The sequence below is a fragment of the Verrucomicrobiota bacterium genome, from assembly GCA_016871535.1.
GTDB lineage: Bacteria > Verrucomicrobiota > Verrucomicrobiia > Limisphaerales > SIBE01 > VHCZ01.
This window is the reverse complement of the sequence record VHCZ01000369.1, coordinates 1-4,788: the sequence shown is the minus strand read 5'-3', so window position 1 is coordinate 4,788 and position 4,788 is coordinate 1. Positions and strand designations below refer to the sequence as shown.

Here is a 4,788-nt window from a genome sequence, read left to right as displayed (position 1 = left end):
TGTGTCAGCGCGCCAGGCCAAACAGCCGGGGCCAGCTTCTGGCTCGGATCTGAAAGAGACCACCACCGGTCTTGATGTGTCGGGCGCCGACAGAGAAAACGCCACGAAGAAGATTTGGGAGGACATCAAGCGGAGGAAGAAACGGGACCGTGGTGAACAGGCGTGAGCCATCCGTGCCTGCGCGCAGGCGCGGCTCTTCTTCGCTGCTTGAAACGCCGTTCTACGCTGATAGATTTCTGCCATCTTGCGCCGAGCCAAACCTCCCTCCCTGGCGGAGTTACGGACGCTGTTTCAGCCGTTTTGCCAAAAGCATCGAATTCGCAGGCTGGACATCTTTGGCTCAGCAGCCCACGCGACGGAAACCACGAACAGTGACATCGACATGCTCGTGACCACCGACGAATCGACGCCCCCTTCTACGGCGGAGTTGCTCGATATGGCCGGTGAGGCGGAGGAGTTGGTGGGTGTCCCCGTGGATTTTGTCCTGCGCCACTCTTTGGAAAAGTCGCCCAACCGCTACGCCAGGGAGCATATCCTGGCCACGGCCGTCTGTGTTTATGGAAGCTGACCAACTCGGGCGGCTTAACGACATCCTCAATGCGTGCCGACTGATCGCTTCTTACGTCAAGGACACTAGCGAAGAAGAGTTCGCAGCGAACACCGAAAAGCAGGACGCCATTGTGCGCCGCCTGGAAATCATCGGCGAAGCGACGGTTCATCTCAGCGAGACTACGCGCCTATTCCTGGACTGCCTTTCCGCAAGATGCGCGGCATGCGCAACGTGGTAGCGCACGACTACACCAATGTGGATTTGAGAATCGTGTGGGATGTTGCCACCCTTCATGTGCCAGAAGTTTGTGCGGTGCTCGAAAAGTTTTTCGCAGATCAAACCGGGACAACGAACACACCGCCGAAATGAAGGTTGCTGGGGGTTTGTCGGCGGGGGCACTATGAAGTTGATCGTCGAGCGCAGGACGTGAACGTCCCAGAGAAGTTCGATTCAGCAAAGTTGGTATCGAGAGTTCCACTTCCCAAAACGGAGGGAATAGGATCAAAGGAAACGCTGGCAAAACGCCGATTTGTGGGCGTTTTTTGCTGTTGTTACTTCCCAAAAAACTTCCCACTGGCGTGCCTGAGATTTACTTCCCAGTGATTAACTGATTGAAAATGTGAGAGTTGCAGAAGTTGGAGCGGGTGAAGGGAATCGAACCCTCGATCCCACCCGCCTTGAAGTGATAAGACCCCTGTAAATATTGATCTCGGCGACATTGCTTGACATGGGCGTTGTTATGACTATGCCATGACTCGTCATGGCCAGCCTTCACAAGGACCCGCGCGGGAAGTCGCCTTTCTGATATTGTGCCTTCACTTTGCCGGACGGTCAGCGGACGTTTCGCAGCACCAAACTCACTGACCGCAAGAAGGCTTGGGAAGTGTGTCTGCAATGGGAGAAATCAGCGGAGCAGGGACGCGGCGGCAGTTTCACCGAAGCTCAAGCCCGGAAGGTCCTGAACACAATCCTCGAAAGCACCGGTCAAGCGCCGATGCACAACGAGACGATTCAGGATTACTTCTCGAATTGGCAGAACGCAAAGGAACTCGCCAAGAAACCGCGCACGGCAGAGCGCTACGGCATCGTGGTTGAGAGGTTTCTGGCAAGCCTGGGGCCACGGGCGAAGAATCCGCTGGCCGCTCTGACCGTTCGCGACTTGGAGAGCTTTCGCAACGATTCAATGGCGCAAGGCAAAGCGCCCAAGACCGTCGCGGTGGAAATCAAGGTTCTCCGCACCGTGTTGAACGTGGCGCGGCGACAAGGGACGATGCTCACCAATCCCGCTGAGGCGGTGGAATTGCCCAAGGTGGTCTCACACACCCGTGACGTGTTCAGTCCGGCCCAAGTCCAATTGCTCTTGGCTACGGCGGACGATGAATGGAAAACGGCCATCCTACTCGGATACTACCTGGGCGCTCGCCTTACCGACGTAACCAACCTGACTTGGGAGAACGTGGACTTGGCAGGCGGAGTCATCACCTACGAGCAACGCAAGACCGGCAAAGGAGTCACCAGTCCGATTCACCCCGACTTGGAAGCGCTTTTGGCCGAGTTGGCGGGTGACAATCCGCGCGCGTATCTCTGCCCGACGCTCCAACGGCGCAGGGTAGGCGGGCGCTCCGGCCTTTCGCAGATGTTCACTCGCATCATGCGCGACGCGGGGATTGACCAGCAGCAAGTCAAAGGCAAGGGCAAGCAGGGCCGGACGTTCTCGAAACTTTCCTTCCACAGCTTGTGCGCCACACGTTCACGAGCGCGCTCGCAAACGCGGGAATACCGGCGGAAATCCGGCAGAAACTCACCGGCCATGCAGACGCGGCGATGCATCAAAAATACACGCATCTCGAATTGCTGCCGCTCAAGCAGGCGATTGCCACGTTGCCGAGTGTGCTGGCAAATTGACGCGCGCACGAAAAAGAATTCTTTGCTCGCGACCAATCGGTAGAACCGGGCCGCGTCCCCTCTTTTCGGGGGGGAGCCTTTTCTTGATAGATGTCTCACGAGAATTTCCCGCCGTGAACAAGGCTTGCCTTCTATGACGCCGAACGTTATGGTTGTCGCAGATGATACGCAGCTTCGCCTGCCCGGAAACCGAGCGGCTGTTCAACGATGAAGCGTCGCGGCGGTTGCCGACACAGATTCAGCAAGTGGCGCGGCGGAAATTGTTGTTGTTGCACCAGGCGCGGCGGTTGGACGACTTGCGCGCTCCGCCGGGCAACCGGCTGGAAGCCTTGAAGGGTGATCGGTCGGGCCAGCACAGCATCCGGATCAATGACCAATGGCGTCTTTGCTTCCGCTGGCAGGGAGAGGATGCGTTTGACGTGGAAATTGTGGATTACCATTGACGGAAAATGAAAACGAATAAACTGGCTCCGATCCATCCGGGCGAGATTCTTCGGGAAGAGTTTATGAAGCCGCTGAACCTGTCGCAGAATGCGCTGGCCCGTGCGCTCCGTGTTGCACCCCGCCGCATCAATGAAATCGTGCAGGAGAACCGCGCCATCTCCGCGGACACCGCGTTGCGGCTCGCCCGGTTCTTTGGCACCACGGCGGAAATGTGGTCAGGCTTGCAGGCGGACTATGACCTGCGGCTGGCCCGTTACGAGAAGCAGCGGCAAATCGAGCGCGATGTGGAACCGCTGGCAACGATGCAACCGGCAGCACCGTAAACAATGAAACAACTGTCTGAAGTACACGCTGCCTTCCATTTGGAAGACCTATGAATCCGAGACTGCTGGCGAGGTTTCTCTTGATCTCCATGCAATCCATGCGGATCAGCGCCCAGACGGTTGGTTTGCTACCTCAAGACTTTTTCGAAATCCGGAGGAATAAATCCTTAGAGCGTGTCCGAAAATGTGGGGCAGACATCTTGTCTGCCCCACATTTTCGGACACGCTCTTAGACGCGATTAGGTCTGAAGCCGCGCAAGGTGATCGAAGATCTCAGCGGGAACTCGGAGTCCATTACCTGAAAGAAAAGCGATCAGCGGATGGAGTGAAGTGGATCGAAAAGGCTGCAGAGCAAGGAGAGTTAGGCTCGCAGCTCTTGCTTGGAATGTTGCACATGCAAGGAGTAATCGGCGTTCCAAAAGATGAATCTGTGTCCGCGCAATGGATTTGAAAAGCCGCCGACCAAGACAATGCGTCTGCACAGTATTTCTTGGCCGTGATGTACAGCGAAGGAATCGGAGTGCCGTCCGATCAAGTCCTTGCTCGACATTGGTTTGACAAAGCGGCGGCTCATGCGGAGGGCGAAACTCAATACACGGTTGCGACGGCATTCGATAACGGATGGGTTGTTCCAAAAGACCAGAACGAGGCTGCCAGAAGGTTTCACTTGGCAGCCGAGGAAGGAAGCACCGACGCGCAATACCGACTTGGTCAAATGTACCATGAGGGGCGCGGCGTGGAGGAGAACCAACGTCTTTCACTTGAATGCTTTCGTAAATCGGGCGAACAGGGAAACCCCGGAGCGCAATTCGTCTTGGGCGAGCTGTATGCCGAAGGAGAAAGCGTCCCAAAGAATTACGCAGAGGCGGCGCAATGGTACAGAAAGGCTGCAGAGCAAGGCGGGCAACTGGCTCAGCAAAAGCTGGGATCGATGTATTCCCAAGGCGAAGGAGTGCCCTTGGATTTGGTTGAAGCTTATAGATGGGGTAAGCCTCGCCGCTGTTTCGCCGACCAAGCTTGACCGAACATTCACCCAACTTTTGGAGTCATTCGGCGGCGAAACTGCGGCCTCGAAACGAGACAAACTCGAAAAGAAGATGAAGCCTGAGCAAGTGGCCGAGGGACAGCGTCGAGCCGCAGCATTCGTTCCACAGAGAGCAGGTAATTCGTCCAAACAAATTTTGGAGTCAACAATTTCGAAGTGAAGCGGCAGCAGACTCGAATTCAAAGCTGGTCGGAGAAAACGGCTGATAAACTTCACTCTCGGCGCTGGTAAATTAGTCATATTTCTCAACTGGAACAATGCGAAGGAAAGCCCTGGACCCCAAAATTTGGACCCGTAGTTAAGCTTGTCTTTTCGAGGTCTGCTCGATGTGAGAGAGAGCAGATCGATGAAGCGAAAACGCAAACAATACAACGGCGCTTTCAAGGCCAAAGTCGGCTTGGAAGCGGTAATGGGAGTCAAAACGGTGGCGCAGTTGGCGCGGGAGTATGAGGTGCATCCGATGCTGGTCAGCCAGTGGAAAAGGACGATTCGGGATCGGTTGCACGAGCTGTTCGAAAAGC

General features: G+C 55.9%; 8 protein-coding genes. All 8 read left to right on the top strand.

Annotation, left to right across the window (positions count from 1 at the left end; translation table 11 throughout):
* Positions 1 to 232: 232 nt before the first annotated feature.
* Positions 233 to 568, top strand: coding sequence for a nucleotidyltransferase domain-containing protein (locus tag FJ398_26150; protein MBM3841370.1), 336 nt, complete (start codon positions 233 to 235; stop codon positions 566 to 568).
* A complete protein-coding gene (locus FJ398_26145; GenBank protein ID MBM3841369.1) occupies positions 558 to 788 on the top strand; it encodes a DUF86 domain-containing protein in 231 nt (76 codons plus the stop codon). The genes FJ398_26150 and FJ398_26145 overlap by 11 nt, the downstream gene beginning before the upstream one ends.
* Positions 764 to 919, top strand: a complete 156-nt coding sequence (locus FJ398_26140; protein ID MBM3841368.1) for a DUF86 domain-containing protein — start codon at positions 764 to 766, stop codon at positions 917 to 919. The genes FJ398_26145 and FJ398_26140 overlap by 25 nt, the downstream gene beginning before the upstream one ends.
* Before the next feature lie 451 nt (positions 920 to 1,370).
* Positions 1,371 to 2,498 (top strand): hypothetical protein, encoded by a 1,128-nt coding sequence (locus tag FJ398_26135; GenBank protein ID MBM3841367.1) that lies wholly within the window; start codon positions 1,371 to 1,373, stop codon positions 2,496 to 2,498.
* A gap of 118 nt (positions 2,499 to 2,616) precedes the next feature.
* A complete protein-coding gene (locus FJ398_26130) occupies positions 2,617 to 2,898 on the top strand; it encodes a type II toxin-antitoxin system RelE/ParE family toxin (protein MBM3841366.1) in 282 nt (93 codons plus the stop codon).
* Between the two features lie 6 nt (positions 2,899 to 2,904).
* The gene (locus FJ398_26125; GenBank protein ID MBM3841365.1) at positions 2,905 to 3,222 is read left to right on the top strand and encodes a HigA family addiction module antidote protein; all 318 of its coding nucleotides are present in this window, start codon (positions 2,905 to 2,907) and stop codon (positions 3,220 to 3,222) included.
* Positions 3,223 to 3,718: 496 nt separating this feature from the next.
* Positions 3,719 to 4,243, top strand: a complete 525-nt coding sequence (locus tag FJ398_26120; protein MBM3841364.1) for a sel1 repeat family protein — start codon at positions 3,719 to 3,721, stop codon at positions 4,241 to 4,243.
* Positions 4,244 to 4,613: 370 nt separating this feature from the next.
* On the top strand, positions 4,614 to 4,788 hold a 175-nt coding region (locus tag FJ398_26115), incomplete at its 3' end, for a transposase (GenBank protein MBM3841363.1).